Annotated in this window: 30 protein-coding genes and 1 pseudogene; 22 read left to right on the top strand and 9 right to left on the bottom strand. The window is 57.6% G+C overall.

The genetic code is table 11. The features are described 5' to 3' along the window. Nucleotide 1: 1 nt before the first annotated feature. The 4 genes from Mal15_RS09190 to Mal15_RS09205 all read right to left on the bottom strand — a co-directional run bounded on the left by Mal15_RS09190 (nucleotide 2) and on the right by Mal15_RS09205 (nucleotide 3152). Nucleotides 2-943: a hypothetical protein gene (locus tag Mal15_RS09190; RefSeq protein ID WP_147867484.1), complete on the bottom strand. Its 942-nt coding sequence runs from the start codon at nucleotides 941-943 to the stop codon at nucleotides 2-4. A 92-nt stretch (nucleotides 944-1035) separates the two neighbouring features. Further along, on the bottom strand, nucleotides 1036-2526 hold the full coding sequence (locus Mal15_RS09195) for an AAA family ATPase (protein ID WP_147867485.1): 1491 nt from the start codon (nucleotides 2524-2526) through the stop codon (nucleotides 1036-1038). Between the two features lie 72 nt (nucleotides 2527-2598). Then, on the bottom strand, nucleotides 2599-2787 hold the full coding sequence (locus Mal15_RS09200; protein WP_147867486.1) for a DUF2997 domain-containing protein: 189 nt from the start codon (nucleotides 2785-2787) through the stop codon (nucleotides 2599-2601). After that, nucleotides 2784-3152, bottom strand: coding sequence for a DUF1257 domain-containing protein (locus tag Mal15_RS09205; RefSeq protein ID WP_147867487.1), 369 nt, complete (start codon nucleotides 3150-3152; stop codon nucleotides 2784-2786). Before Mal15_RS09205 ends, Mal15_RS09200 begins: the two co-directional genes overlap by 4 nt. Nucleotides 3153-3369: 217 nt before the next feature. Between Mal15_RS09205 and Mal15_RS09210 the strand changes: the two genes are divergently transcribed. From Mal15_RS09210 to Mal15_RS09280, 15 genes are all read left to right on the top strand, one after another. Beyond that, a complete protein-coding gene (locus Mal15_RS09210) occupies nucleotides 3370-4410 on the top strand; it encodes a ParB N-terminal domain-containing protein (RefSeq protein WP_147867488.1) in 1041 nt (346 codons plus the stop codon). Nucleotides 4411-5290: 880 nt separating this feature from the next. Then, nucleotides 5291-6529 (top strand): tyrosine-type recombinase/integrase, encoded by a 1239-nt coding sequence (locus Mal15_RS09215; protein WP_147867489.1) that lies wholly within the window; start codon nucleotides 5291-5293, stop codon nucleotides 6527-6529. A gap of 239 nt (nucleotides 6530-6768) precedes the next feature. Further along, a complete protein-coding gene (locus tag Mal15_RS09220; protein ID WP_147867490.1) occupies nucleotides 6769-7137 on the top strand; it encodes a DUF1257 domain-containing protein in 369 nt (122 codons plus the stop codon). Next, nucleotides 7134-7322, top strand: coding sequence for a DUF2997 domain-containing protein (locus tag Mal15_RS09225; RefSeq protein WP_147867491.1), 189 nt, complete (start codon nucleotides 7134-7136; stop codon nucleotides 7320-7322). The genes Mal15_RS09220 and Mal15_RS09225 overlap by 4 nt, the downstream gene beginning before the upstream one ends. Nucleotides 7323-7394: 72 nt before the next feature. Continuing rightward, on the top strand, nucleotides 7395-8885 hold the full coding sequence (locus Mal15_RS09230; RefSeq protein WP_147867492.1) for an AAA family ATPase: 1491 nt from the start codon (nucleotides 7395-7397) through the stop codon (nucleotides 8883-8885). 91 nt (nucleotides 8886-8976) lie between these two features. Continuing rightward, a complete protein-coding gene (locus tag Mal15_RS09235; RefSeq protein ID WP_147867493.1) occupies nucleotides 8977-9918 on the top strand; it encodes a hypothetical protein in 942 nt (313 codons plus the stop codon). 5 nt (nucleotides 9919-9923) lie between these two features. Further along, a complete protein-coding gene (locus tag Mal15_RS09240; RefSeq protein ID WP_147867494.1) occupies nucleotides 9924-10190 on the top strand; it encodes a hypothetical protein in 267 nt (88 codons plus the stop codon). A gap of 101 nt (nucleotides 10191-10291) precedes the next feature. Next, a complete protein-coding gene (locus Mal15_RS09245; protein WP_095736772.1) occupies nucleotides 10292-10498 on the top strand; it encodes a hypothetical protein in 207 nt (68 codons plus the stop codon). Between the two features lie 183 nt (nucleotides 10499-10681). Then, nucleotides 10682-10903, top strand: coding sequence for a molybdopterin converting factor (locus tag Mal15_RS09250; protein ID WP_147867481.1), 222 nt, complete (start codon nucleotides 10682-10684; stop codon nucleotides 10901-10903). Nucleotides 10904-11094: 191 nt separating this feature from the next. Then, nucleotides 11095-12018: a B-box zinc finger protein gene (locus tag Mal15_RS09255; protein WP_147867495.1), complete on the top strand. Its 924-nt coding sequence runs from the start codon at nucleotides 11095-11097 to the stop codon at nucleotides 12016-12018. A gap of 73 nt (nucleotides 12019-12091) precedes the next feature. Next, nucleotides 12092-12592, top strand: coding sequence for a hypothetical protein (locus Mal15_RS09260; RefSeq protein WP_147867496.1), 501 nt, complete (start codon nucleotides 12092-12094; stop codon nucleotides 12590-12592). After that, nucleotides 12589-13245 carry a ThiF family adenylyltransferase gene (locus Mal15_RS09265; protein WP_147867497.1) on the top strand — a complete coding sequence of 219 codons (657 nt, stop codon included), beginning with the start codon at nucleotides 12589-12591 and terminating at the stop codon, nucleotides 13243-13245. Before Mal15_RS09260 ends, Mal15_RS09265 begins: the two co-directional genes overlap by 4 nt. Nucleotides 13246-13292: 47 nt before the next feature. Continuing rightward, nucleotides 13293-13703, top strand: a complete 411-nt coding sequence (locus Mal15_RS09270; RefSeq protein WP_147867498.1) for a hypothetical protein — start codon at nucleotides 13293-13295, stop codon at nucleotides 13701-13703. 214 nt (nucleotides 13704-13917) lie between these two features. Continuing rightward, on the top strand, nucleotides 13918-14325 hold the full coding sequence (locus Mal15_RS09275; RefSeq protein ID WP_147867499.1) for a hypothetical protein: 408 nt from the start codon (nucleotides 13918-13920) through the stop codon (nucleotides 14323-14325). Nucleotides 14326-14488: 163 nt separating this feature from the next. Next, entirely contained in the window at nucleotides 14489-14722 is a 234-nt protein-coding gene (locus Mal15_RS09280) for a helix-turn-helix domain-containing protein (protein ID WP_147867500.1), read from the top strand. Nucleotides 14723-14887: 165 nt separating this feature from the next. Here the strand turns inward: Mal15_RS09280 and Mal15_RS09285 are convergent, their stop codons facing one another. Next, nucleotides 14888-15388 (bottom strand): hypothetical protein, encoded by a 501-nt coding sequence (locus tag Mal15_RS09285; protein ID WP_147867501.1) that lies wholly within the window; start codon nucleotides 15386-15388, stop codon nucleotides 14888-14890. Nucleotides 15389-15390: 2 nt separating this feature from the next. Further along, complete coding sequence (locus tag Mal15_RS09290) at nucleotides 15391-15786, bottom strand: hypothetical protein (RefSeq protein WP_147867502.1); 396 nt, start codon at nucleotides 15784-15786, stop codon at nucleotides 15391-15393. 247 nt (nucleotides 15787-16033) lie between these two features. Here Mal15_RS09290 and tnpA point away from each other — a divergent pair, with 247 nt between their 5' ends. The 6 genes and pseudogenes from tnpA to Mal15_RS09320 all read left to right on the top strand — a co-directional run bounded on the left by tnpA (nucleotide 16034) and on the right by Mal15_RS09320 (nucleotide 20332). After that, nucleotides 16034-16399, top strand: coding sequence for an IS66 family insertion sequence element accessory protein TnpA (tnpA, locus tag Mal15_RS09295; RefSeq protein ID WP_147866581.1), 366 nt, complete (start codon nucleotides 16034-16036; stop codon nucleotides 16397-16399). Further along, nucleotides 16396-16758, top strand: coding sequence for an IS66 family insertion sequence element accessory protein TnpB (gene tnpB / locus Mal15_RS09300; protein ID WP_147867503.1), 363 nt, complete (start codon nucleotides 16396-16398; stop codon nucleotides 16756-16758). The genes tnpA and tnpB overlap by 4 nt, the downstream gene beginning before the upstream one ends. An 86-nt stretch (nucleotides 16759-16844) precedes the next feature. Further along, nucleotides 16845-17747: an IS66 family transposase gene (locus Mal15_RS09305; protein ID WP_147867504.1), complete on the top strand. Its 903-nt coding sequence runs from the start codon at nucleotides 16845-16847 to the stop codon at nucleotides 17745-17747. An 82-nt stretch (nucleotides 17748-17829) separates the two neighbouring features. Continuing rightward, on the top strand, nucleotides 17830-19263 hold the full coding sequence (locus tag Mal15_RS09310; protein WP_147866711.1) for an IS4 family transposase: 1434 nt from the start codon (nucleotides 17830-17832) through the stop codon (nucleotides 19261-19263). A gap of 26 nt (nucleotides 19264-19289) precedes the next feature. Then, nucleotides 19290-20042 (top strand): annotated as a pseudogene (gene tnpC / locus Mal15_RS09315) (IS66 family transposase); the annotation flags it as partial. Then, the gene (locus Mal15_RS09320; RefSeq protein WP_147866578.1) at nucleotides 20042-20332 is read left to right on the top strand and encodes a hypothetical protein; all 291 of its coding nucleotides are present in this window, start codon (nucleotides 20042-20044) and stop codon (nucleotides 20330-20332) included. The pseudogene tnpC and the gene Mal15_RS09320, both read left to right, overlap by 1 nt. 1150 nt (nucleotides 20333-21482) lie before the next feature. On the opposite strand, the gene Mal15_RS09325 is transcribed toward Mal15_RS09320, so the two are convergent. After that, nucleotides 21483-21977, bottom strand: a complete 495-nt coding sequence (locus Mal15_RS09325; RefSeq protein WP_147867506.1) for a hypothetical protein — start codon at nucleotides 21975-21977, stop codon at nucleotides 21483-21485. Nucleotides 21978-22388: 411 nt separating this feature from the next. On the opposite strand from Mal15_RS09325, the gene Mal15_RS09330 reads away from it, so the two are divergent. After that, nucleotides 22389-22757: a hypothetical protein gene (locus tag Mal15_RS09330; protein WP_233903365.1), complete on the top strand. Its 369-nt coding sequence runs from the start codon at nucleotides 22389-22391 to the stop codon at nucleotides 22755-22757. Between the two features lie 807 nt (nucleotides 22758-23564). Here Mal15_RS09330 and Mal15_RS09335 read toward each other — a convergent pair. Next, on the bottom strand, nucleotides 23565-24422 hold the full coding sequence (locus Mal15_RS09335) for a hypothetical protein (RefSeq protein WP_147867508.1): 858 nt from the start codon (nucleotides 24420-24422) through the stop codon (nucleotides 23565-23567). A gap of 19 nt (nucleotides 24423-24441) precedes the next feature. Then, nucleotides 24442-25227, bottom strand: a complete 786-nt coding sequence (locus Mal15_RS09340) for a hypothetical protein (RefSeq protein ID WP_147867509.1) — start codon at nucleotides 25225-25227, stop codon at nucleotides 24442-24444. Nucleotides 25228-26035: the final 808 nt, after the last annotated feature.

Genomic DNA, 26035 nt, shown 5'->3' on the forward strand with positions numbered 1-26035 from the left:
TTCACTTCGTACGCCGCAGAATGTTGCGACGGGGGCGATCGACCATGAGACCATCCAGGGACGACTGCACCGCTGCCAACTGTCCGGTGATCCGCTGGCGCAACGACTCGCTGTCGCGAAGGCTCTGCGGTGCGACACCGTCAATGACTCGGCGAGCCCGGTCGACGACCTGGTCCAGCTCTTCGTTGGACCGGATGTTGAGTCGCTGGAACCGGTCAAAGAACTCGGCAAAGTTCTCGATCGCGGAGTCACGGAACACCTTGGGCTTGCCGTCATCGTTGCCAGTCAGCCGTTCGGAGAGGTGCTCGACCATCTTGTTGAGTTCGTCGATGAACGCCGCTTCGGCCAATTGCACCGCTTCGTCGAACCGGCTTTTGACGCGATTGCATTCCTGCTGGTACAGCTCAGGATTGAGCCGACGCAGGTAGTCGGGCGGTTCCACGCTGGGGAATTCCCAGCCGATCTCGAACAAGCCCCGTAGAGTGTCCGGGTAATCGCTTTCGCAGTACAGATCGCCGAGACGATCCCGGGCCTCGTACTTCAGCTCGTCAAAACGGCCGTCCAGGGCCGCGACGGCTTCGGCCAGCTCGTCCCGGAAGCTCTGCATCCGGCCATCGATCTGATCGACCGATGCTTGGGGAACCAGCCGGAGCCCCGGTTCCGGGAACGGCAACGTCGCGCCCTTGAAGTACGCGGTCGCTTGCGTGCGAACCGAGGTGACGGCGCGAAAGCTCGCGTCGCCGGTGTCGATCAGCTTTTTTCCAGCGCTGATGTACTTGCCTTCGGCATGGAACGTGTCCGCCGCCAAGGCCTTCTGCTCGGACGACAGCGATTTACGCGTCCCGAACCAAGTGAACGACAACCGCATCGCGGCCATCGTCGTGCGAAGTTTGCCACCGTGGTCTCTTGTTGCCGCGGGGGCGTCTTCGAGTGTTTGTTGCATGAGATGATTTCCTTCGGTGGTGGGTAGATACGAAAACAGCCCACCGCGGTGACGGGGGGCTGTTGGGCAAAAACAAGGAGTTGCAATCCGGGTCAGTTTTCCGACGGTTCGCTGCGGGAGACGCCGTGCCGGGACGCACGGCGTTTGGGGCGATGCTGGTAGATGCCGGACTGATCGGCGTCCAGACAGCGCCCCGACGCCCACTTACGGAGCCTTTCGATCGATTCCGCCGACGTGACCGCCACGGGAACGACGTTGCTTGCTGCCTGAACCACGGGGACATCGAGCAATGCCGCCAGCCGGCAGCACGCCCTGATTTCTGCGCCGGTCCAGTTGTCGTCGGCAGGCTTCCGCTGATCGGGTGGCAGAGCGAACAGCTCCAGATACAGCGACCAGATCGTGTCTTTCTGCTCGCGGCCCGGCAGGTCGACAAAGAAGACACCGTCAAAGCGTTCGCTGCGGCTGAATTCCGGCGGCAGCTTTGACGCGTCGTTGCTGGTGCAAACCACAAACACGTCGGATTCGTGATCGTTGAGCCAACTCAAGAACGTGCCGAACATCCGCGATGAGACGCCGCTGTCGTTGCTGCCTGATCCACCGACGCCCGAGAACGCCTTTTCCGCTTCGTCAAGCATGAGCACGCATGGTGCCATCGCATCAACGATCTGCAAGGCTTGCCGCGTTCGTTCCTCGGATTGGCCGACGAGCGAGCCCATCAGGCTGCCCACGTCCAGCTGCAACACGGGCCGACCGACTTCTTTTCCCAGTGCTTTGCAGAACTCGCTCTTGCCGCAGCCAGGCGGCGACAACAGCAACACGCCGCGGGGACGAACCAGTTTGTTTAGCTGACTCGATCGCAACAGGGACCGCCGCGTGAAGGCTTTCAGCGATGCCAGACCGCCGAGGGCACTGAAATCCGCGTTGCCGCGATACAGCTGCAGAGTCCCCGCCTTGGTCAGCATCTGAGACTTCTGCTGCCACAGCGTTTCGGCCGTCAGCCGATTGTCTCGCACCAGCGACAGCGCAAACGCGTTCTCGGCTTCAAACCGGGTCAGTCCGGTCGCCGCATCGAGGACACGTTCGAATTGTGCCTCCTCGGGCTGTTCACCCGGCTCGGTGGCGATTGCCGCGGCGATCTCACGCAGCTGCTGACGGCTCGGCAGTTCGTGGTCGATCACCACGAACAGCTTTTCGAGCTCCACCGGAAGCTGCACAATCGGCGCCAGGACGACCAGAATCGTCCGGGTCTGCTTGCCGGTGATGACCTGGTGAGCGATGGCCTGGATGATCTCCGCGGACTGCAGAAACCGGTGAAAGTTCTCCAGGACAACGACCGTCGTCTGGTCGTCTTCGGACAGCAGGCTGGCGACGCCGACGGCAGCCAGCGGATCACTGACGTCCTGCTCGACGGTTTGACCGCCGCAGCGCAGGCCGGCGGCGATATTCCAACTGGCCATCCTCCAGCCCTCTCGCTGGCAGAGCTGGCTGATTTCATCGATCGCATCGACATGTTCGTGTGATGTGATCCAGATTCCGGAGAAGCACGCGCGCACGAACTCCTCCATTCGCTTGGCGAGCGACATGGTGTACTCCAAGGGGGTAGTTTGTTGACGATGGCGGCAGAGCGCCGTCGGGAAGAAGGCAATAGCCCGTGATCACTCGCTGGCCCGCTGCTGCTGCTCGGTGGCAGCCTGATGAAACTCGGGTTTCAGTTGTTCGCTGGTCTGCTGGCCCAGAGCCTGCAACAGGGAGCGGCTCGCCTGCCGGCAGTCGCTTCCGGTGAAGCCGCTGGTTTCCACGCGGGTGTTCCCATCGGGGGCGACGATGATTTCGATGGTTTTCATGCGGCACCTCCGACCTGGACGGTGACCTTGATGGAACCATCGGCCAATTGCTGTTCCCGGACCGAGTGCCCCTGTTTCCGGGCCTCCAACTTGGCCCGCTCGACGGCGTAAGCCTGCATGAACTCGTCGAGCCGTTTGGGGTCTCCCCAACGGCCCTGGTAGTTGTCGTACTGGACCTTCCCGGTATTGAGCTCGCAGACGACCGGGTAGCGCCAGTCACGCAGCTGGACGCCCAGGCCGGACACAGTTTTGCTAAACAGCTTGAAGGTACCCTCACTGGGCGGCTGAAGCCCCAAGCGATTGCAGCCCTCCCGGACGGCGGCCGCATCGCGGATTTCGGTCTGAATTTCGACGATGTGCGACATCTTAAGTGCTCCGAAAGCGAAAAAAATCAGGTTTCCGGGGGCAACACGCTCCCGTCACCCGTACGTAGCGCGATTGAAAGCAGAGTTAAGGCAGCGCACGAACTTCGTGGGAATCGAACGGAGTTTTCTCGACGCTTGCGGACTTTTTGGTGGATTTTGACCGTCTCGGTCTATTGGCGGAGATTGCTTTATCCCCCTTTTCCATCAAGGAAATCACATGTCTGTCAAGAAAAAGACACGATCGAAAAAGACCCCGAAACGAAAGGCCGCCAATGGAAAACGAAGCAAAGCGACACCGAAATCCACGCCGAAGAAAGCGAATTTTACGAAACGCAAGACGCCTGCGAAACCATTGCAGCAATCCTCTGACGAGGCGGATCAAAAGCCGACCGAGCACGCTGAATTAGGGCCTCTGCCGACCATCGAGCACGCGATTGAGCGGTACGACCAGGTCACAGGTGTGACAGAGGAGTGTGGGATCATGCCGCTGAACTCGGAGTCGCAGATCCAACAGCTCTGCGAGTCGATCAAGTCTACGGGGCAAACCGTCCCGATCGATATCACCTCCGACGGCAAATTGCTCAACGGTCGGCATCGGCTGATCGCATGTTGTGCACTGGGAATTAGGCCTGAGTTTCGTATCGTCGATCCTCAGAGCCCCCTGCAACATGTATTGGCCGACACGAATCAGCGGGAATACAACGCGGCAACCCGTGCATGGATCGCCCTGGAAATCGAAAAGTTGTTGCGATCACGTATTGGCGAGCCGAACGGAAAACCGGACGCTCAGTCAAATGACGACGGCGAAGAGGATGTCGAAGTTCTGGCCGAAATCTACGTTGGTGATGGGAAGTCGATTGAATTAGCCCCCGGTGAGACGGTACGCGAGGCCGCGATTCGCTTGGCCAGGTCATCACGATCCGCCGTCCGTCGATTGACGACCGTCCTTAACAAGGATCGTGCACTCGCCATACAAGCTGTCCATGGCGAGATCACTCTGAAGGACGCTGAACGGCAAACTGGAGAAGCCTCTCACGTGCAGTGCAAGCCCAAGATAGCTGAACGAAAGCTGGCAACTGGAGCAATCGAATACTCCTACGAATCACGATCCGCCATCGTGTTTCCGAAGCGGCGTCACAACGGAGAGCTGCGGAAGCTCATAGTCCTGTCAGAGCCAGCGAAGTCAAGAACTATGCGGGTGAAGACCGCCAAGTTCGCACGTCTTAAAGTGATAGAGTTTCTCATGTCCTCTGGTTGACAAGTGCCCTCGATAGTCCAGTCGATCAACACGGCAAGCAACCGGTGAAAGTTCACACGCAAGTGCGGCTCGATCCGCTGAGTCCGTTCGGTACTTGTATCGTCCGGAATCCGAAAGAACAGCGCTTGCAGGTTCCCGCGACGAGCCTCAAACAAATGGTACCATTTGTTTGAGGCCTGAGTTCAGAACATCCGTGCGTCGTGAGCTTGGTGTCACCCAAAGCAATAATGCTGCCCCGGACCAGCTAGTGCCGACAGGTCGGCAGCAAATCGGCCAGTTGTCGGCTATTTGGCTGAAGTTACGGACACTAGCTGGGCTTCTGGACGCCCATCGGACGCTTCCACCTGCTGGCAGATAACATCGAGGACGATATCGACCGGGAAGACGCCTGCGGTTCCCACAAAACCTGAAGTGCCCTTCTCCATCATTGTCACGTCCAACCTCGCAGAAACGAATTCTGTTCACGCGACAAGTGGGACTAATAACGCGCTGGATCTGTCGGATTTGAACACACTGCCAGACTCTTAAGGGGACTCTACCGAAAAACCCAGGTTTGGAGCTGAATAAGGGCGGTCACTACCGCGATACTTGTTGGGGCTTGCGAAGACCTTCGCGCCGAATCTATGCTTTACTGCACAAAGAATCCGGGTGTTTTTGCATAAAACCCGGGGTGAAACGGAATCTTGTTAGGGTGTTTTCGGGCCTTTTGGGACCAGAAGGTCGCACGTTCAAATCGTGTCGCCCCGACTGTTAAAAAAGACTACTTTTTCTTATAGCCGAAACTGCCTTTTCAGTTACCGCTTGAGCGTCAAGCGTGCGGCGTTTCCACCGTGTTCCAAAACCGTACATACGGCTTTGGCTTCCACCGGAGACAAAACGCATGCCCAGACTGACGAAATCTCTACCAAAGTACTGCAAGCACAAAGCGAGCGGACAAGCCGTCGTTACCATCGATAGTAAGGACCACTATCTCGGCCCCCACGGCAGCAAAACCAGCATCGCGGAATACGATCGCTTGATGGCAGAATACCTGTCAAATGGTCGTTCACGCCCACTCCAGGATCATGAGACAGTTAAGGTTGCCCAAGTTATTCTGAAGTACTGGCGGCACGCCGAGCGGTACTACGTCAAAAACGGTAAGCAAACTCAAGAAGCCCATGCTATCAAGACGGTGCTGCGACCCGTTCGGCGTCTCTACGGCCAGCAGCCCGTAACGAATTTTGGACCGCTTGCACTCAAGGCGATACGTGACGAGTGGATCCGCGCCGGTCACTCGCGTGGCACGATCAATAAGAATGTGCAGCGAATTGTCCGCGTTTTCCGTTGGGCCGCGTCCGAGGAGCTCATTCCGGTCGAGATCCCTCAAGCCCTCTCTATGGTACCAGGGCTGAAAAAGGGGCGAACGGAAGCGAGGGAATCTAAACCGGTGCAGCCCATCGATTTAGGGATCGTCGAGCGAACGATGGAACACCTCTGCGGTGTTGTGCGCGACATGATCCGCCTTCAGCTACTGACGGGAATGCGTCCGGCTGAAGTTTGCTCTGTCCGCCCAGTGGACATAGACCGCAGGAACGATGTTTGGGAGTATCGTCCTGACGGGCACAAGACTGAGCATCATGGACGCGAACGCATCGTCTACGTTGGTCCCGAAGGGCAGGCGTTACTCTCTCGATATCTTCTACGTCCCGATGACGCCTACTGCTTCTCTCCCCGTGACGCGGTCAAACAACAAAACGAAGCGAAGCACGCAGCTCGCGTCACACCCCTGAATCAAGGAAGCCGTCCTGGCTACTGCCATGCCGGTTTGGCTGGCAAGAAAGCCAGACGCCCTCCGAGAGAGAAGTACGATACCAACAGCTATCGCCGTGCCATCCATCGAGCCTGCGACGCGGCGTTCCCACCCGAGGAGCCTCTTGAGGGCGATGCTCTAAAGATTTGGCAGTCGGAGCATCGCTGGTCTCCAAACCGCCTACGGCACACTCGAGGAACTGAAGTGCGAAAGCAATTCGGACTTGAAGCCGCCCAAGTGATTCTCGGTCACGCTGCAGCCAATGTCACCGAGATCTACGCAGAGCGGGACGCGGAGAAAGCGCGAGACGTTGTCCGAAAGACCGGATAGGGCACGATCGTTTTTGGTAGTTCATTGCAAAAACAAAATCCAACGTTTGTCACGAGCATGAAAGGTTGCGTGCGGAAGGCGGGGCTCAGTGAATGCATCGACATTCACGCCGTTCGCTTTCGGGGCCACATCGGTGACCGGCATCCAAGGTTAATTCTGTCCGAAAAAGCGCTACGTACGGGTGATGGGAGCATGTTGCCCCCGGAAACCTGACTTTTTTCGCTTTCGGAGCACTTACGATGTCGCACATCGTCGAAATTCAGACCGAAATCCGCGATGCGGCCGCCGTCCGGGCCGGCTGCAATCGCTTGGGGCTTCAGCCGCCCGGTGAGGGCACCTTCAAACTGTTTAGCAAGACAGCGTCCGGCCTGGGCGTCCAGCTGCGTGACTGGCGCTACCCGGTCGTCTGCGAGCTCGATACCGGGAAGGTCCAGTACGACAACTACCAGGGCCGTTGGGGAGACCCCAAACGGCTCGACGAGTTCATGCAGGCCTACGCCGTCGAGCGGGCCAAGTTGGAGGCCCGGAAACAGGGGCACTCGGTCAGCGAACAGCGGCTGGCCGATGGTTCGATCAAGGTCACCGTCCAGGTCGGAGGTGCCGCATGAAGACCATCGAAATCATCGTCGCCCCCGATGGGAACACCCGGGTGGAAACCAACGGCTTTACCGGAAGCGACTGCCGGCAGGCGAGTCGGGTCCTGTTGCAGGCTCTGGGCCAACAGACCATCGAAAAGCTGAAACCGGAGTTTCATCAGGCTGCCAACGAGCAGCAACAGCGGGCCAGCGAGTGATCGCGGGCTTTTGCCTTCTTCCCGGCGGCATTCTGCCGTCATCGTCAACACACCACCCCCTTGGAGTACACCATGTCGCTCGCCAAGCGAATGGAGGAGTACGTGCGCGCGTGCTTCTCCGGAATCTGGATCACATCACACGAACATGTCGATGCGATCGATGAAATCAGCCAGCTGTGCCAGCGAGAAGGCTGGAGGATGGCCAGCTGGAACATCGCCGCCGGCCTCCGCTGCGGCGGTCAGGCTGTCGAGCAGGACGTCAGCGACCCGCTGGCAGCCGTCGGCGTCGCCAGCCTCCTGTCCGAAGACGACCAGACGACGATCGTCGTCCTGGAAAACTTCCACCGGTTTCTGCAGTCCGCGGAGATCATCCAGGCCATCGCTCACCAGGTCATCACCGGCAAACAAACCCGGACGATTCTGGTCGTCCTGGCGCCGATGGTGCAGCTTCCGGTGGAGCTCGAAAAGCTGTTTGTCGTGATCGACCACGAATTGCCGAGCCGCCAGCAACTGCGTGAGATCGCCGCGGCAATCGCCACCGAGCCGGGTGAACAGCCCGAGGAGGCACAATTCGAACGTGTTCTCGATGCGGCGACCGGACTGACCCGGTTTGAAGCGGAAAACGCGTTTGCGCTGTCGCTGGTGCGAGACAACCGCCTGACCGCCGAAACCCTCTGGCAGCAGAAGTCTCAAATGCTGACCAAGGCGGGGACGCTGCAGCTGTATCGCGGCAACGCGGATTTCAGTACGCTCGGTGGCCTGGCGTCGCTGAAAGCGTTCACGCGGCGGTCCCTGTTGCGATCGAATCAGGTCAACAAGCTGGTTCGTCCCCGCGGCGTGTTGCTGTTGTCGCCGCCGGGCTGCGGCAAGAGCGAGTTCTGCAAAGCACTGGGGAAAGAAGTCGGTCGGCCCGTGTTGCAACTGGACGTGGGCAGCCTGATGGGCTCGCTCGTCGGCCAATCCGAGGAACGTACGCGGCAAGCACTGCAGATCGTTGATGCGATGGCACCATGCGTGCTCATGCTTGACGAAGCGGAAAAGGCGTTCTCGGGCGTCGGTGGATCAGGCAGCAACGACAGCGGCGTCTCATCGCGGATGTTCGGCACATTCTTGAGTTGGCTCAACGATCACAAGTCCGACGTGTTCGTGGTTTGCACCAGCAACGACGCGTCAAAGCTGCCGCCGGAATTCAGCCGTAGCGAACGCTTCGACGGTGTCTTTTTCGTCGACCTGCCGGGCCGCGAACAGAAAGACACGATCTGGTCGCTGTATCTGGAGCTGTTCGCTCTGGCACCCGATCAGCGAAAGCCTGCCGACGACAACTGGACCGGCGCGGAAATCAGGGCGTGCTGCCGACTGGCGGCATTGCTCGATGTCCCCGTGGTCCAGGCCGCAAGCAACGTCGTCCCCGTGGCGGTCACTTCGGCGAAATCGATCGACAGGCTCCGTAAGTGGGCGTCGGGGCGCTGTCTGGACGCCGATCAGTCCGGCATCTACCAGCATCGCCCCAAACGCCGTGCGTCCCGGCGCGGCGTCTCCCGCAGCGAACCGTCGGAAAACTGACCCGGATTGCAACTCCTTGTTTTTGCCCAACAGCCCCCGTCACCGCGGTGGGCTGTTTTCGTATCTACCCACCACCGAAGGAAATCATCTCATGCAACAAACACTCGAAGACGCCCCCGCGGCAACAAGCGACCACGGCGGCAAACTTCGCACGACGATGGCCGCGATGCGGTTGTCGTTCACTTGGTTCGGGACGCGTAAATCGCTGTCGTCCGAGCAGAAGGCCTTGGCGGCGGACACGTTCCATGCCGAAGGCAAGTACATCAGCGCTGGAAAAAAGCTGATCGACACCGGCGACGCGAGCTTTCGCGCCGTCACCTCGGTTCGCACCCAAGCGACGGCGTACTTCAAGGGCGCGACGTTGCCGTTCCCGGAACCGGGGATCCGGCTGGTTCCCCAAGCCTCGGTCGACCAGATCGATAGCCGGATGCAGGGCTTCCGGGACGAGTTGGCGGAAGCCGTCGCAGCCCTGGACGCTCGTTTTGACGAGCTGAAGTACGAAGCCCGGGATCGTCTCGGCGATCTGTACTGCGAGAGCGATTACCCAGACACTCTGCGGGGCTTGTTCGAGATCGGCTGGGAATTCCCCAGCGTGGAACCGCCCGACTACCTGCGTCGGCTCAATCCCGAGCTGTACCAGCAGGAATGTGACCGCGTCAAAAGCCGGTTCGACGAAGCGGTGCAATTGGCCGAGGCGGCGTTCATCGACGAACTCAACAAAATGGTCGAGCACCTCGCCGAAAGGCTGACCGGCAACAATGACGGCAAGCCCAAGGTGTTCCGTGACTCCGCGATCGAGAACTTTGCCGAGTTCTTTGACCGGTTCCAGCGGCTCAACATCCGTTCCAACGAAGAGCTGGATCAGGTGGTCGATCGGGCTCGCCGAGTCATAGACGGTGTCGCACCGCAAACCTTGCGTGACAGCGAGTCGTTGCGTCAGCGGATCACCGGGCAGTTGGCTGCGGTGCAGTCGTCGTTGGATGGTCTGATGGTCGACCGCCCCCGTCGCAACATTCTGCGGCGGACGAAGTGATCGGCATGGAACTGATCGTCACCCCGGGCGGCAACTGCCGCTGCGTCTACAGCGAGGACCTGGACCTGTCCGTCATCGGCAAATTATCAATCCAGCGCGGCTCTCACGTGGAGCCCGACCAAAACGGCCAATGGATGGCTGATCTGTCTCCTGTTGGCGGCCCCAGTCTTGGACCGTTCGCCAACCGTAGCGAGGCCCTGCGAGCGGAAGTCGCTTGGCTACACCAGCACTGGCTACAGCCCGCCCCGGCCGAAGCCTTCAAGACTGATTGAATCGTTTGAGTCCTGTTTTGAAGCCCTTTCAGGTCAGCGCTGTCCGCTGACCTGCGAGGGCTTTTTTCGTTTCTTCCCCCACCTTTTGGAGAACCCTTCCGATGCTTCAAGCAGACCTTTATCGCAGTGTTTCTCGTGCGACGGGAGAAACCGTCGCCACCATCAAGCGTCTCGGCTTTCTGATCGCCGATCCCGACATCTCGATCAGCGACCCGGAAGCCGAGGATCTCGGCCCCCACGTCATCGACTGGGACGCATTTCATGCCGCACAGGATGACATCAATGCGGAGCTGTCTTTCGAGTTCTAGGTGCCGTGGTTCGGGTTGCCATCGATCGCAACCACGAATCAACGCCACCCGCGATGACCGGCGGTGCGCCCAGCGTGCCGCCGGTCATCGTTTCTTTCGCCGTGGCCGCCGCCGGGTTCGCATGACGCGAGACCGATCGGCCGTCACGGCACATTCCAATTCCACCCAGCGGAAATCCAAGCCATGAAAGTCCTACTGATCAACAACGACGGAGCCGGCTTCGCCGACTACATCGACGTGCAAGACAACACTTCCGTCCAAGACCTGTTCAACCAACGCATCGGGGCTGCCCGGGAGTCGAATTATCTGATTCGAGTGAATCGTCTGCCGGTGCCCCGCGATCAAATTCTGCAGGAAGGCGACCGCATCTCGATCACACCGACCAAGATCGAGGGAGCGTCGTGATTCGGGAGTCAAACCCAGGGCACGCCACCGATGCGGAGCAAGCTGCTTGCAGGCGTGACCGTGGACTCGATCGCAAGCGTGCTCGAAAGCGGTACCAGATCGCACAGAAGGTTCTGGCGGCAGTTTGCAAAACCTCGCCACGGCGCCGACTGACGCCAGTCCCAACGGATTCCCTGCAGAGGATCCTGCGATTGCAGCGACTCGAACCGGTCGCCGTCTCACGCGGCTGGCTGCTCGCGGCAAATCGTCTGCATCGCGAACTCGCCAGGACGTTGAGGTCCCTTTGCGAGTCGATTGATCAATCACTGGTTTCGATGGCTGAAACCGTCGAGCCCGGCGTCCGCTGCGGAATGCTGGATCTCATCGGCGACTTGACCGCACTGGAAGCCGACTTCGAATCCGTCGAGCTGAACCTGAAGAACCGCACCGTCGGCGTAACCACCGAACCGATCGAGCTGGAAGGCGTGCTGTTGGGACCGTTCAAGATCGAGTTGGAGATCCGCTACCTCGGTCAGTCCACTTCCTACCGCGTGATCGCGACAGATCCGCAGCCTGCGGTGAGCTGTGACTCAACCACACACCCCCACGTGCAGTCGGAAACGCTCTGCGAGGGCGATGGTCATCAACCGATCAAACACGCTCTCGCCGACGGCCGTCTGTACGACTTCTTCCTGATCGTTCGTCAGATCCTGCAGACCTACAACCCCGACAGTGCCTACATCAGCCTCGGTGACTGGTTCGGCGTGGAATGCGGCGATTGTGGTGCGAACGTCGACGAAGACGACACATGCCGGTGTGATCGCTGCGGTCGCCGAACGTGCAGCGACTGTAGCTGCGGCTGTGAAGCGTGTGACGAGTCGTTCTGTCACGACTGCACATCGATTTGCGAGAGCTGCAGATCTTACTACTGCGACGGTTGCATGGAATCGTGCGACCGATGCGGGGAATCTTTTTGCAAACACTGTTTAACGGAGAACCAATGCGATGATTGCCTTGACCAAGAAACGAACGAAGAGCGGTCGCAGGCGCCGACCAAGACGCCGGCAGAAGCTGGGCAGGAGCCCAACCCTGCGGTTCAGCCCATACGCCTGGGCGAAACTAAAGTTCCTGCGTGATCTCGGCGGTACTGAAGTCGGCGGATTCGGGATCAGCAACGCACACGACCTGCTGCTCGTCGAAGATGTGGTGATGATCGATCAGCTCTGCACACCGGTTACGGTCGAGTTTGACGACGCGTCGGTGGCCGACTTTTTCGATGACCAGGTCGACGAGGGGCGTTCCCCGGAGCAATTTGCCCGGATCTGGATCCACACCCATCCGGGCAGCTGTCCGTCTCCCAGTGGGACCGACGAAGAGACATTTGAACGCTGCTTCGGCTCGGCGGACTGGGCGGTGATGTTCATTTTGGCCCGGCACGGAGCCACGTACGGGCGTCTGAAGTTCAACACCGGCCCGGGAGTCGAAACGCAAGTGCGGCGGAAGATCGACTACTCGGCCCCCTTTGCCGCGGCCGATCACGACCTGTGGTCGACCGAATACGCTCGTCGCGTGACCGTGTTGGATCCGTTTGCGATGCGGCACAGCATGTTTCCGGACAGCAACCTCCGTGACTTTCGCCCGGATTCGCCGGACACGGGAGCGTCCTGGGAAGCCAGTCCCTGGCATGCCAGCGAGTGGGTTGCGTCATGACCGGGCCAGCAGATCGCTTCACGCGGCAAGCAGGGCTTGTACCCCGAGAACGTCTCGCAGGACACACGATCACAGTCATCGGCGTCGGCGCCATCGGTCGCCAAGTCGCATTGCAACTCGCCTCAATCGGCGTACCACGGTTGCAATTGATCGATTTTGATCACGTTGAGCCGACCAACGTCACCACACAAGGTTACCGACACGACCAGATCGGCCAACCGAAGGTGGAAGCGATGGCTTGCGATCTTCGCTTGGTGGATCCGTTGGTCGACGTGGCCATCGTGAAGGACCGATTCCGACCACGACAGAGACACGGCAAGATCGTCGTTTCGTGTGTCGATTCAATTGCGTCACGAGCCGCTATCTGGCGTTGCCTGAAATCTCGCTGCGACTTGTGGATCGATGGTCGGATGCGCGGCGAAGTCGTTCGCGTGCTCGCGTCGGATGATCCGACACACGACGAGCACTACGAAACGACGCTATTCTCCGCGTCCGAAGCCCACTCGGGCAGTTGCACCACCGCCAGCACCGTCTACGCCGCCAATCTCGCGGCATCGCTGATGGTCCATCAGCTGACACGCTGGCTCAGGGGCATTCCGGTCGAACGCGACCTGACCGTCAACCTTCTCGCATCGGAAATGATGCCCACCTAGCGATCAATCTTCGTCGCTGAACTATTTACTCAAACCATGGAGCCCCCATGAGACTATCAATCAGTGTCTCGGATTCGCCCTGTCGGGACGGAATCACGACGACCTGCTCGGCTGAATTCCAGCTGGACAATTTCGACGCCGATGCGGAGTCACGGCTTCACCGAGTTACCCGTCACTGCGTCGACGCCGTTTCCGGGTGGGCGATTTCGCCCTCCGAGACAGTAGCACACAGCTCGGGCCGACGTGAACGTCACGACACATCCAGTTCGGCTGACGGCAGCCAACGCTTAGCAACGGCAAACCAAGTCGCCGCCATCCGGGCGATTGCGCGCCGTAAAGGTGTGAATCTCGATCATCTGCTTCAAGACCGCATCGGGGTTGCCGACGTTTCGGCCCTCTCGATTCGTCAAGCCTCAAGCCTGATCGGCGAGCTGAAAGAATCCCGGGACGCCGCCTAACGTCTTCGCACTGCGTCCCACTCCTTCGCCGAAAGGAAATCAACCATGGAACCAGTCCATATAGTCGTTTTCACGCTGGCACTGGCATTGACTGTCACGGCCTTGCTTTTGCTCCAGTCGAAAACACAGATTCGAGGATTGCGTCAGATCCTGAATCATCTACTCCACAACCAACCCCGAAACCACGAGGAGGGCGATGAGAACAAATCTCGCCATGATCTCGGTAATCACGCTCATGCCCCTGCTGCTGAGCGGATGCAAGCGCGAACCACCGGTTCTGACCGACCGTCAGGTTGACCAAGTCTTCGATGCCCAGCAAAGGGTACTTGATCAGCAAGAAATCCTCAGTCAGGGCCGAGACGATCTGGAGTCGGACCGCCGACTCTGGTCCGAACGCGAACGCAGCGACCCGATCGTCGCCAAGTCCATCGAAGCGACGGGCATCCTGCTCGCATGCTGCCTGCCGCTTGTATTAATCCTGTTGCTGCTCACAAAAAGCAAACGCGACGAGGTCGCCGAAGCGAGAGCCGATCCGGTACTTGTCGAGATGCTCGCGACGGATTCTAAGCGTCTTCCGCAGGATTCACCGCGTTCAGATCAAGCAAACCTACCGGACTGCTAGTACCGATTGCCGACTATGCAAAACACCTCGTCGGTTTGTCCGGCGGGGTGTTTGGAGGAGAATCGGATTCAATCAAGCGACTCACATTTTTTTAGCCCCCAGACGGTCGGAGCAAATCGCTCGGATGGCTAATTCAAGCATTGCAAGCTGTCAGAGCAGAAGTATGCCGTTTGTGCTTGAGTTCACCGAAGCGGATTTGGACCGACCGTTGACCGAACCGGAGAAGGTCGCGTCGACTATGAGGGAGATGTTTGACGGCAAGACGCCGGTACGAACGAAGGATTTTGCCGACCGATTGGGACGCAACTACGGGACGGTGCACCTGCACCGCGCTGCGCGATTGGGGCTGCTCAAGTGCGTCCCACGCAAGGGCTGGCTGCCAACGGCAGCCAAGTAGCGAACCGAAGAAACCTCATGGAACTATGGAACGCTCGGACGAATTGCGCGAAGCCATCAACGCCTGGGCATCGGTCGTCATCGACATCTATGACAAGCTGAAGAAACGCCGTCAGTCGAGACCTGCGACGTCAAAAATACGTTGCCAAACGCCCCCCGACACAGCTCAGCAAAACCACCGGTAGATACCCCTTAGAATCGGATAGACCTTCTGCATGCGTGCAAGCGAGACCGAGGGTGCATCAAAAGCCAGCGTAGTCCGGGCAATATTGACATGTGCGGCCGTACGCCGTTGTTGCTGTAGAGCATTCAGCTCGCTTCGCAAAATGCTCAAAGATGCATCGGAATCGAGGTGGCGATCGAGTTTTTCGCAATGAGTAAGCCCGATGAGCTTAGCCATCATTACCAGGAAGTTGTTGTCGTAATTGAATCCGTGATTTTTTTTCACCGCATCGTCGACCAGATTCTGGAATTTCCCTGGAGATACTTTTCCTTTCATTGCTCGAAACGCGATGAGATCGAACGATTCCTCAAGCCACCCGGCGAGTTCGAGAACTGCCAGCTTTGAATAGTAAATCGGCACATCGCTACTGGCGCCGGTCAAGCTTTCCGTGTACAGCCTGTTCAGTCTTTTGAGGTCTTTCTCGATGTGGGCTTTGACGATCATCGTTATGCAAAAATCTCAACCGCACGATCCATACGAGCTATTAACTTAACTTTTGTGGTAATAGCATTTTTCAGATTCTCGGGGGTGAACTCTTCCGACGCCCTCAATTTTTTGAACCGGCTGACAAGCTGAGCCTTTGTAAATTCCTCGACATGATCAATGTTGCGGCCGACTCCAACGAACAGAGCTTCGATCGTTGCCTTGCTGAGCTTCGGCAACGCTGCCCCGGATGTGATGCGTCTAAATATTACGGAAACGGTGCGGTCGAATAGATTTCTCCGCTTGTCAATGTCGCTATCGGAGAACTTCTTTCGTGCGTGCTCCATATAAGAGTTGAGGTACTGCGATAAATTCCCGTCGTAATCTTCGTATCGATCGGCAAACGTATAAAACCGCAAAGCAAATTCTTCGAAGGCATATCGATAGGACTTGTTTTCGTCTAAGCCAAAAAGATCTCGAAACTGTTCGTTGTCCGTCGATGCTTTTAGCAGGTCGTTAAAGTCCCCCGAGTAAATGCAGTTTCGAATCTCCTGATTCGTGAGTCGGTTTGCACCAGTGTTGAGGCGATGGAAGTAAGCGTTCTATCTGCCCATGTTGACCGGCTGGTTAGCGTGAGGGGTTTCTTTCCACTTTCAGGAGAAACCCATGCCGCAGTTCCCCAACCCTCAACTCGCACAGCAGTGGCGTGACCGCATCGAACGGTTCGCCCAATCCGGCCTGACCGTCACTGATTTCTGTGATCGCGAAGGCTATTCGGTCGCCTCCTTCTATCAGTGGCGACGGAAGTTGCGATCCTGCGTTCCCGATCGTCCAACAGGCCCCCGCGATCGAGCGGCCTCGTTCGTCGCGGTTGAGCTTCTGCCCGCCGCGATGGAAGCGGCTCAACCGACCGGCCTGAAGATTGAATTGCCTGGCGGGGCTGTTGCTCGACTCGACCGGAACGCCACCGACGAGCAGCAACGCAGGCTGATCAAGAACATCGTCGAGGCACTCAGCGAGGTGGCATCGTGATCGCACTTGCGCCCACTACGCGGATCTTTGTCTACACCGAGGCGACCGATATGAGGAAGAGCTTCAATGGCTTGTCCGGACTCGTCAAAGAACATTTTCAGGTCGACTTGTTCTCCGGTCATCTGTTCGTCTTTTTCAACCGTCGGCGCGACTATGTCAAGACTTTGATGTGGGACTGCGACGGCCTGGCTCTCTGGTCCAAGCGACTCGAAAGTGGAAGCTTCGAAAAGATTGTCTCCAAAGAGCATGGCAGCTTCGAGATCGACTCGGCCGGCCTGGTCATGATGCTCCGCGGTGTGCAGATCGAAGGATCACAACGGCGCAAACGCTACTCGATCGACCGCCCTGAAGCGGCGTGAGTTAGCCGAGCAAATCTTTTTAAAAAGCATCAACGCAAGGCCCAACAGAGCCTTGCGTTTTTTGTTTTGATGGCGATAACAACTGCATGGCTGCTTCGGAAAACAATGACGACCTGCAGAGCGCATTGAGGCTCAACGCTGAGTTGATCGAAACGGTTGAGCGACTGCAGAAAGCCAACGAACAACTCCGCGAAGAACTGAACCTCTATCGCAGCAAGTTGTTCGGCAGATCTTCCGAGCGGCACGTCGAAGATGACTCGCAGTTGCATCTGTTCGACTTAGGTGTTCAGCAAGCCGAGAATGACGATGTCGAAGACGATGAAGCAATCCGGCCACGTCGGCGTCGTCGCAAGAAGAAGTCCGAGAAGCTACCGGATCATCTCAAACGCAAAGTCATCGAGGCGGACGTTCCGGCCGAACAGCGAAGCTGTCTGTGCTGTGGTGAAGAGATGCCGATTGTGGGCACCGACATCAGCAATCGATTGGATTTCATCCCGGCAGAGTTTTTCGTCTGGGAGATCCATCGCCACAAACGAGCCTGCTGCAAGTGCAAAGAATCGATCGCTCAGGTGCCCGCCGGTGAGGAACCCTGCGGACTGACAACGCCGATCCCCGGCAGCGATTATGGCTTCGGTGTTTACACGCAACTGATCGTCAACAAGTTCGCCGATCATCTTCCGCTCTATCGCGGAGAAGACATCTTCGCCCGCGCCGGGATGCTGATCCCTCGCAACACACAGTTTGGGATGCTGGCGAACATCGCGGCATTGGCCGATGTGTTGGTGGAACTGATGAAGTCGCGAATCGTTTCAGGCGATGTGCTGGGTGTCGATGATACGTCGGTTCGCCTGCAGGACATCAGCTTGCCGGGCAAGATGCGGACTGCACGATTCTGGCTGTATCGAGGCGGGGAGGATCATCCGTATAACGTGTTCGACTTCACGGAAAGCCGGGGACGCGACGGCTCGTTGTTATACACAAATTTTTGATGATGTATTGATTCGCGAAATCGCTCAAACTGTTGCTCACAGGGAGTTCAGGTGCACGACAGGTAGCAACGGAGTGTTTGCGATGGTGAGCCAATGGGTGATTGACGAATTAGAAACGGTGGATCTTGGCGACAAGAGACGAAATGAACGACTTGCCGAAGTGCTCTCCGCCATGGCTGGTTTGCCGAGCAAGAGCATTCCTGCTGCAGTCGGCGCAGGACACAACGAAACAACGGCAGCCTACCGACTTTTTGATAACGATGCGATCTGCTTTGAGGACATTTTAGCGCCCCATATAGATGCCTGCTATAAGCGTCTTGCTGAGCAAGAAGTTGTCATCTTGGCTCACGATACGACGGAACTGGATTTGACGAAACCTAACACGCAAGTAGAAGGGGCCGGTCCGCTAGATGGCAGTTCACGCTACGGCGAGTTGCTTCACCCGCTGATGGCGTTCACTCCCACCGGCACGCCCTTAGGAACCGTTGCAGCGGAACTTTGGACTCGCGAGGAAGGTCCGTCAAAAGCCGATGATCGAAAGAAAGTGCCGATTGAAGAGAAGGAGTCTCTGCGATGGCTTGAAAACCACCGCGAAGCACAGTTAATCGCTAGCGAGCACCCCGAAACGCAAGTTGTCTGCGTGGCTGACAGCGAAGCGGACATCTTTGAAGTCATCGAGTGTAATTCCGATTCTCCAAAGAACTTTTGGTGGATTATTCGCAGTTGCTATGACCGTTCGATCGTTGATCAGCACGGTCGGCCATCAGGAAATCTGCATGAAAAACTCGCCGCGAGCAAAGTACGCTACACCAAAGCGATAACGATTCGTTCGCACCAACCCAAGTTAGCCTGTGACAAACGAGCACGCAATCAACCGCGAGAGGCACGCCAATGCGAACTCGAGGTGCGTGCAACGACGCTGACACTGAAGAACCCCTATCGGCCCGATCGACACCTACGGCCCACGAAAGTCAACGCGATTTGGGCTCACGAGATCGATCCGCCTGAAGGGGATACGCCTATCAGTTGGCTGTTGCTGACCAATATGCCGATTTCGAACAAGGAAGAGATTGAGCTGGTGTTGTCTTACTACTGCATTCGCTGGTTGATCGAAGTATTCTTCCGAACTCTCAAATCAGGCACTCGCATCGAAGCAAAGCGGTTTGAAAAGATCGAACGATTCGAGCGTTGTCTCGCTGTTTCGATGATCTTGGCGTGGCGAACGTTCTACAGCGTGCGGATCGGTCGCGAATGTCCAGACGTCAGCTGTGAAGCAGTATTCGTAGCCGACGAATGGCAGCCGGTATACAAGATCGTCACCGGGGAAGATCCGCCAAAGAAACCACCGACGTTGAAGGAGATCGTCCGCATGATCGCTCGGCTTGGCGGCTACATCGACCGACCACGACATGACGAGCCTGGCACCGATACGGTCATGCGCGGCATGGAACGACTCTACGACATCAGTAGTTGTTGGCGAAGCTTTGGTCCAAATGCAACCAGATCAGGGGAATGAATTGTGTATAACAACGAGGACGCGACGGCCCGGCAAAATTCCTTCGTGATTTTCACGGCCACGCGGTGGTCGATGCTTATGGAGTCAACGACGGAGTCTATCTTGGAGCACAGGATCAGATCTTTGCCGCGTGCTGCAATGCGCACGCACGTCGAAAGTTCGTCGAAGCCAGACCGAACGACCCGGTCGCCGCTGCGCGGGCACTGGCGTTTTACCGTGGCCTGTACAAGGTTGAAGATCGCGTGCGAGAAGCTTCGGCGGCCGACCGACTGGAACTGCGTCAGAACGAGTCGGTGCCGATCATGAACGACCTTCATGACTGGTTGCTGCAGATGAACGGTGATCGACGAGTGCTTCCGAAGAGCTCGATCGGCAAGGCGGTGCGTTATGCGTTGAATCAGTGGGATGAGTTGTCGGTGTTCCTTGGCGACGGCGCGATCCCGATTGACAACAATGCGACGGAAAACGAACTTCGCCGCTTGACGATCGGTCGAAAGAACTGGTTGTTCGTCGGATCAAACCGAGGAGGCCGAGTGGCGGCGACGATGTATAGTCTTGTGTCTTCGGCGGCACGGCATCACTTGGATGTTTGGGCCTACGTGGACGATTGTCTTCGTCAGTTGGCAAGTGGCAGCACAGATTACGAACGCCTGCTTCCCGACGTGTGGCGCAAGGAACACCCGGAGTCGATCCGTCCCTACCGCGACGCCGAGCAGAAGACGCGACGCCTGACCACACAGCAACGTCGAGTGCGTCGCCGTGAGGCGAGGGTGGCGTGATGACGAAACTGACCGAGCGAATTCAACTGACGCGTGAACATCGTGACTTGATCCTGAAGTACGGCTATGTATCGGGCCGCTTAGAGGCGTCACTACGACGCTGGCCGAAAGAACAAGCGATTCGCCGAGTGGGAATGACTCGGGTAGAGCTGCAGTGGCTAATCGGCGACCTGAGCCACTCGTGCGTCAAAGGCAAAGCGGGTTCTGATGTTGAAGCGGTCGCTGACCTGTGCGACCACCTTGAGTACGCCCAGCAAACCGGCGACGGGGACCTGGACATGATGTGGTGAACTGCATCAGGTCACTTCCGTTAGGGCGCACCCGAAATCAGACGTGATGGCGAGCAAGGCTATCGCCAGCTTCAGGGGTCTTCTGACCGTGGGTTACCAGCGATGAGACCGCGAAAGCGTTTTGATCTCTCGTGGCCCGTGGTGGATCGATAGACGCCTGACTCCCTCGTGACATGCGATGCGTGATCCAGTGGGTTTTTCTTTTAGTAAAAGACCGAATCCCTTGACCGCACTTCGCGCCGCCCCTTGGGAGTCGAGCGGAAGTAGAGCTCAGAGACACCCCAGTGAGATCAAAACGCAGCATCAACGGCAGCGCCGATGAACTGCGTGCTAGAGACATGGGAAGCGGCGGCCACCGAATTGACGGGGGACGATTGGCCGTCGGCAGCTTCCCCCGCCACCAAGGCCACCCTGGGCAGATAGAACGCTTACAATGTGGCCGCCCGGAGGCACCTCTGGATCGCGGTGGAGGTATCCGTTTGCTGCCTTCTTTCGGCACTGTTGGGCTTGCCACGGGGGAGATCGGGGTCGGCAGCGGTCCGGGGAGGCAGTTCGTCTCGGGAGTGATCGGAGACGTCTCGTTGGACAGTCGGACCGCAATACATTGAAACGGATGCGTCGCGCCGTTCACATGTCGCCCGACGTCGAACTTCGCCGGTGCCCGCACGGTCGCCAGCGTCGCTCCCCAGGCTTCAAACCGTTTCCGGCACCTGACAGCACTGCCACGATTTGCAGCGGAGAGGGAAAAACAAAATCCACCGTTTGGCACCTCGGCGGGAAGAGCCGCGGGCGGATGCGGAAAAAACAGGTCCGGACGGCATTCGGTAATCGCCAAACAAGAGACGAATACTTCAGCTCAAAATGATGTGACGTCTCGCTGGTTCTCGCAATTGCAACCGGACAATGATGACGGCGAATGCCAGGCTCGCGCTCGTCCGTTGACAAGCTGATCCGCTGGTTATCAACACACGCCTGCGAGACGACCGCTAGCCCATTATTGGCGGGTGAGAAAAACACGACGAGTTCTCGTTCAAGCGAGAGCTATCGGCAATCCGGTCACTCTCACCCCGTATGCCACCAACGGCACGAAGCTGCCGCACTTGGCGAGATCACAGTAGCTCGCGACACCCATTCACGGACGGTGCGTTTCCTACTCGTCGTCCAGTCGTGGTGTCGGCAGGAGCAAAACGTTGTTTTGCTTCGTATTGTGGACGATGTAAAGAATCAGGGATTTCTCATGCAACCTCTTCAGTGCACGGTCGGCACTCCTCGGCTTCAATTCGAACTCCTCTAAGAACTCCTTTTTGAGGGGGACTTCTCGCCTTCCTGTTCGAATGGCGCGGTGCCAGAGCGCGATCACCACCGGCAGCACAAAATGATCAGGCTCACTTGCGCAGCCCTCGCAGCCAATCGCAAGCCAGTACCATAGCCAGGGAATGCCCAAGACCGAATCCCCGACGTCACCCGGACCGGGAAGCGGCGGTGGGCGATGCCAATGATTCATGTAGTATCCGAGATAGGCAGGATCTTTTTGGAGTTGGCACATTTTGTTGGCAAAGGGATTGGCCCCAAAGAGGAATCGAATCTCATCCTTGGGATCAATCGGATCGGAGACTTCTGGGCGGGCAAGTTCTGCAATATTCATGGAATCTCTCATCTAACGCGAAGGAACAACTGACTACTGGGTTGGATTCTATCGCCGCTAAGAAGAGCACCAAATTTGCACGTCCTGTGCAAAAACGTCTGCTCCAACTCTCAGTCGAGCAGTGTTTCCAGCGACATGCGGAGAAGGGAAACAACGCTGTGGATTTGACGGGATCGATGGCGCCGAATCAAGGTCGAAAAACCCCTCACGGCACTGCCCAAGATCCCGCAGGGAAAACGCGGATCATGAGAGTGCGTTTCGAGCGTCGCTCGCCCTGCGCTCAGCGAAGTCGGCAAATCAAGTAGGGCACCAACGCGCGGACGGACTCGCAGTTATTTCGTGAATTTGGCGTTGCGAGGTCTACTGGAATTGAACACATCCAACACTCAGTCGCACATGGGAGCAGCCATAATGCACGCCAGCAACTCGTACGTCGTCAGCATGTCCCACGTCGAAGGCCAGTTCAACGGATACATCGGCGGAAAGGACTATCGCCTCGGCGATGGATCCGTCTGGAGGATCATCACGCCGATTTATGCCATACGGAAGAAGCTGTGCCCTCAAGCTACAGTAATTCGCTGGAGCCACCGACACTTCATGTTCGTGCGAGGCATGGAGCGCGACGTCGAAGTTGAAGCCGTTTGTCTTCCTCGCTGTATCCTTGAAACTCCGCTGAAACGCCCCGAAAAGCAAGAACTACAGGAGCAGTTCGCCATCCCTCATCTGACCCAACGGGCGTTGGCGGGGTGGAAGGTGTGCGTGGCACAACAGGATGGTTAGAAACTGCCGCTTGCTTCTTCCCATCGCTTACGTTTGGCTATCGGTCGCTCCGCAGATCTGCGGGGCTGGGCCGTAGCCTCCTCGGAAGCTCCGTCCTATTCTCAGCGGGCTTAGTCCCGCACCTTCCAGTTTTTGCAACGGGAATGGAAAATCAAAATGCAACATTTGTCAGCGCCATTGCCGCGGCCCGGAAAAATCTCCACGCAAGACGGGCGGCCAGCGACACAAACTTTTTCCCGCAATCGTGTTGGAGACGAAGGAACCTTGCTTCCGAATTTGATCGATCACCGCGGTTTAACGCAGCATGCCTGCCCCGGCACAGGCATCGTCGCTGCTGCCCTTTCAACTAATTTGGCAAGGGGCTCAGCCCGCGCGGCAGCTACCGCCTGTGCATGATGGGCGACGAATCTGAGCATTGCCGGAATCTGCCTGGCAATAGCGAATCGTATCGCAATTGGTACGATCTCATCGCAGATCCACACCGTGTAGAACGTCTCACCATGCTCGTCGGAGACCTCGACATGCAGGCATTCGCCCGAGTGGTTGTTAATCCGGCCAAATCTCAGGCACACGCGGTCCGAGGGATCGTCGCGAAAATAGGCGCGTGTTCAACCAGTTCACACACACAATTGCTGTGACGGCTCCCCGGCATCGCCGCGAGGAATTTCTCGGCGACACCAACGGCGTCATTAATCGCCGCAAGATGTTTTTGGGATTCTGCGTTTAAAGAATGCATGGGTGGGCCTGCCGGTTGAGACGAAGTGGTCGTGATGGGGTTGGGGGCGGTTCGGGCTGTCGGAAGACTGACTATTTGGTTTTGCGTGAGCGTGCGACGGCGCGCCTGCTTTTGCTTTGCCAGGCGAGCCGTTGATAGTTCTGCTGAATGCCGACGAACCGTCGCACCGATCGGTCGACGAGTCTTTGGATGTGATCGGCGTCGGTTTTGCTTTCATGTCCGTTGAGGGCGAGCAATGCGCAGCGCATCGCGTCCAAGTGGCTGATTGCCACAATCTCCGCCATCATGTCCAGGATGGGATCTTCGACGTGATCCGCCTTGATCCTGTCTTCTAAAACCTGGAGTTTGGCCGTCATCGCTTTGGAAAAAACAACGCTTTCACGTGAGATCCCACGCAAAACCGCCTGCTTGGCAAACCGAATCAGGTCCGCCATCGACTCAAGGATCTCGGGCGCTTGCTCGATCAACTCATCGAGTCGCCGTATGGCCTCGGGGTCTCCCGCGTCGGCCTGCCTGCACAGCTTGCCGAAGGCATGTTTTGCGGGAAGGACACGCAGGGCTTCGTCGATATGTTCCCGGTCAGGCTTGGTTGCGGCGTGCTGCGTTGCTTGGCCCGGTGAGTCTGGCTTCGACATCGGGGACGGTTCCTGAAAACGAGTAACGGCGAGTCGGAGAAACACGAAGAAGTGCTTTGCCAGCGATTCAAGCTGCAACATGGTTTGCTCGATCAGGCGGCACTCTTGGCGGATCGCTGCTGTTTCATTTCGGAGCCCCCTGGCGAGCGTCTTTGTCAGCTGCGATTTCCTGTAAATGAAGCGAACGAACGGGTTCGTGTAGCTCCCCACGTGACGCTGCACGACCTTTCCCTGTCGGCGTGAGGTTTCCGTCACAAACGTGTTGACGCCGATTCGGCGGAGGTTGATGGACATTCGAGTTCCCCGTCGATGGCTAAGCTGCGATTCTGGAATGAAGGATCTTTCGGGCGGCTTCGGTCGGCTCGCTTCTCCAGTAGGCCTCCAGGGCGTCTGTGACGTGATCCTGGACGCATTCGGCGTAGGGACGGCGTTTCGGCTCCCGGTCGAGCAATTGCTGGTAGACGGGCAAAAGCTTGCTGTCGTAGAACTCAGGGCCCGGTTCGCGTGACGCCATCGTCAGCTCAAGCTGCTCACGCTGTCGGCCTTCCGGGGTCTCCAAGTCGTGCTCGGCTTCGCATCCGACGAAGGGCAGGTGCAAGAGCCAGTGTTCGGCGACCAGCGGCCCGCCGAAGTACGCGTGCCAGTACAACTCGCGACGGACGATGTCGTCACGGTGGCCAGCCGCATGAATGATCTTGCTGTCGATCGCCCGGACTGCGTGCAATCGATCGCCGACGTCGAAAAAGATGCTGCAGTAGTCGTGGGCGACCTGGACGGGGACACGGGATGCCTCGGCAGCAACGGTGATGTCGCGAAAGGCAAGCACACGCGATTCCAGGGTCAGGCGTTTTAGCCGATCGTTTTGGATCGCCAGCAGCGGCCTGATTGAGAATCGTCGAGTGCCGTCCAATGAGGTGATCCACTCGTCGCCGCTTGCGAGATAATCAACGAGATGCCAGCAGATCGCGTCAGGCCGCCGTGTGGTGCGCGTAACGGGCGCAGAGCTCACGGCGAGCCGCCAACGCCAGTCCGGATCGCGGAGGCCGTTAGTGGCCATGTAGATCGGGCGGGTGTGTTCCTTGGGATTGTGTTTGCTCATGGTTGTTGTGTTTGGCTACGGACCCTCTCGGAAGAAACGTCTACACCCGCATTACACAACATTTTCAGAAACGACAAAATCAGGTCAGGTCGATGAACTCATGGACGCATCGATCTAGCGTATCCGGAGTCGAATACACAGTGATGCTGGCAGTCTGAAGAAACGTACTGTTCCGGCGGTGGTGGATGCAGAATGTATCCACGCTAAACAAACTTTACCTGGATCCTCAACTCGGCGATTTCCGCTCAGATTGCGAGCACGGCAGAGCGCCAACAATCGAAAAGCTGCTTCGTTTGAGCTCAGACAATCGTTGGCCTGACTAGTCCAGACATGCAACCGAGTTGACCGTTTTTGCAATCAGAGTGCGGAAACAATAGTCAACATGTGTTGTTAGCAACGCTCTCAAACCGGAATCCTCAACAATCTGTCTGCGTTGATGAACTGCCACATAGGCTGAACGGGAATCGACGTCATGAGCGCTGTTGATCAACAATCTATTGCTCATCCCTCGACGTGGGCGCGTCCAATGCAAGGAAGATCGGATCTCTACATAAACTTTACGGCAAAACGATCAGAATCCCCACGACGAACGAGGGCTTTCCGCAGGGTTCAGCAAGGTTCAAAATGGGGTTTAGCACACGACATTTCCCGTGTTTTGCCGAGCGAAACGTGAAAAGTACTAAACCTGCTGAACTTCTGGCTCAATCCGCAAGAACACCGATGCGCTGAGCCGCTGGTACTTGTGTACGGACGAGTTGGGTGGACAGCGCCTCCGCGCATCGGGGTTCACGCGTAGGACGCCAATAGT

The organism is Stieleria maiorica (assembly GCF_008035925.1).
GTDB lineage: Bacteria > Planctomycetota > Planctomycetia > Pirellulales > Pirellulaceae > Stieleria > Stieleria maiorica.

Excerpts from the sequence above, each read along its gene's own strand:
- Mal15_RS09220 (WP_147867490.1), top strand. The coding sequence starts at position 6,769 with ATGTCGCACATCGTCGAAATTCAGACCGAAATCCGCGATGCGGCCGCC.
- Mal15_RS09235 (WP_147867493.1), top strand. The coding sequence starts at position 8,977 with ATGCAACAAACACTCGAAGACGCCCCCGCGGCAACAAGCGACCACGGC.
- Mal15_RS09285 (WP_147867501.1), bottom strand. The coding sequence starts at position 15,388 with ATGATCGTCAAAGCCCACATCGAGAAAGACCTCAAAAGACTGAACAGG.
- Mal15_RS09305 (WP_147867504.1), top strand. The coding sequence starts at position 16,845 with ATGGCTGCTTCGGAAAACAATGACGACCTGCAGAGCGCATTGAGGCTC.
- Mal15_RS09265 (WP_147867497.1), top strand. The coding sequence starts at position 12,589 with ATGACCGGGCCAGCAGATCGCTTCACGCGGCAAGCAGGGCTTGTACCC.
- Mal15_RS09210 (WP_147867488.1), top strand. The coding sequence starts at position 3,370 with ATGTCTGTCAAGAAAAAGACACGATCGAAAAAGACCCCGAAACGAAAG.
- Mal15_RS09275 (WP_147867499.1), top strand. The coding sequence starts at position 13,918 with ATGATCTCGGTAATCACGCTCATGCCCCTGCTGCTGAGCGGATGCAAG.
- Mal15_RS09320 (WP_147866578.1), top strand. The coding sequence starts at position 20,042 with ATGACGAAACTGACCGAGCGAATTCAACTGACGCGTGAACATCGTGAC.
- Mal15_RS09200 (WP_147867486.1), bottom strand. The coding sequence starts at position 2,787 with ATGAAAACCATCGAAATCATCGTCGCCCCCGATGGGAACACCCGCGTG.
- Mal15_RS09195 (WP_147867485.1), bottom strand. The coding sequence starts at position 2,526 with ATGTCGCTCGCCAAGCGAATGGAGGAGTTCGTGCGCGCGTGCTTCTCC.
- Mal15_RS09325 (WP_147867506.1), bottom strand. The coding sequence starts at position 21,977 with ATGAATATTGCAGAACTTGCCCGCCCAGAAGTCTCCGATCCGATTGAT.
- Mal15_RS09335 (WP_147867508.1), bottom strand. The coding sequence starts at position 24,422 with ATGTCCATCAACCTCCGCCGAATCGGCGTCAACACGTTTGTGACGGAA.
- Mal15_RS09310 (WP_147866711.1), top strand. The coding sequence starts at position 17,830 with ATGGTGAGCCAATGGGTGATTGACGAATTAGAAACGGTGGATCTTGGC.
- Mal15_RS09215 (WP_147867489.1), top strand. The coding sequence starts at position 5,291 with ATGCCCAGACTGACGAAATCTCTACCAAAGTACTGCAAGCACAAAGCG.
- Mal15_RS09225 (WP_147867491.1), top strand. The coding sequence starts at position 7,134 with ATGAAGACCATCGAAATCATCGTCGCCCCCGATGGGAACACCCGGGTG.
- Mal15_RS09240 (WP_147867494.1), top strand. The coding sequence starts at position 9,924 with ATGGAACTGATCGTCACCCCGGGCGGCAACTGCCGCTGCGTCTACAGC.
- Mal15_RS09190 (WP_147867484.1), bottom strand. The coding sequence starts at position 943 with ATGCAACAAACACTCGAAGACGCCCCCGCGGCAACAAGAGACCACGGT.
- Mal15_RS09280 (WP_147867500.1), top strand. The coding sequence starts at position 14,489 with ATGCCGTTTGTGCTTGAGTTCACCGAAGCGGATTTGGACCGACCGTTG.
- Mal15_RS09250 (WP_147867481.1), top strand. The coding sequence starts at position 10,682 with ATGAAAGTCCTACTGATCAACAACGACGGAGCCGGCTTCGCCGACTAC.
- Mal15_RS09340 (WP_147867509.1), bottom strand. The coding sequence starts at position 25,227 with ATGAGCAAACACAATCCCAAGGAACACACCCGCCCGATCTACATGGCC.
- tnpA (WP_147866581.1), top strand. The coding sequence starts at position 16,034 with ATGCCGCAGTTCCCCAACCCTCAACTCGCACAGCAGTGGCGTGACCGC.
- Mal15_RS09205 (WP_147867487.1), bottom strand. The coding sequence starts at position 3,152 with ATGTCGCACATCGTCGAAATTCAGACCGAAATCCGCGATGCGGCCGCC.
- Mal15_RS09245 (WP_095736772.1), top strand. The coding sequence starts at position 10,292 with ATGCTTCAAGCAGACCTTTATCGCAGTGTTTCTCGTGCGACGGGAGAA.
- Mal15_RS09330 (WP_233903365.1), top strand. The coding sequence starts at position 22,389 with ATGCACGCCAGCAACTCGTACGTCGTCAGCATGTCCCACGTCGAAGGC.
- Mal15_RS09260 (WP_147867496.1), top strand. The coding sequence starts at position 12,092 with ATGATCGATCAGCTCTGCACACCGGTTACGGTCGAGTTTGACGACGCG.
- Mal15_RS09270 (WP_147867498.1), top strand. The coding sequence starts at position 13,293 with ATGAGACTATCAATCAGTGTCTCGGATTCGCCCTGTCGGGACGGAATC.
- Mal15_RS09230 (WP_147867492.1), top strand. The coding sequence starts at position 7,395 with ATGTCGCTCGCCAAGCGAATGGAGGAGTACGTGCGCGCGTGCTTCTCC.